The organism is Pseudomonas sp. RGM 3321, assembly GCF_022836805.1.
GTDB lineage: Bacteria > Pseudomonadota > Gammaproteobacteria > Pseudomonadales > Pseudomonadaceae > Aquipseudomonas.
In genome coordinates, this window is the sequence record NZ_JALHBH010000002.1 from 1 (window position 1) to 214 (window position 214).

The 214-nt window shown below is 50.5% G+C and carries 1 pseudogene; it reads left to right on the top strand.

Annotated elements, in window-relative coordinates:
- Nucleotides 1–184, top strand: a pseudogene (locus tag RGM3321_RS00005) (IS110 family transposase); the annotation flags it as partial.
- Nucleotides 185–214 lie beyond the last annotated feature (30 nt).

A 214-nucleotide genomic window follows, 5' to 3' on the forward strand; every position in this document is an offset into this window, starting at 1 on the left:
ACGGTTGCTGCACAACGCGGCTATGTCCGGGAGCCGTACGCCGGCCTGGAAGCCTTTTTATGAAGAACAGAGAAAGCGTGGCTTTAGTACAACTCAAGCGCTGGTCATGCTCGCCCGAAAGTTAGCTCGAGTAGTCTTCGCTCTGTTAAAGAACCAGAGCGAATATCAAACAAAAGTGGCTTGAGGGCTTTCCCAAAACCATAGAATCTCCTAC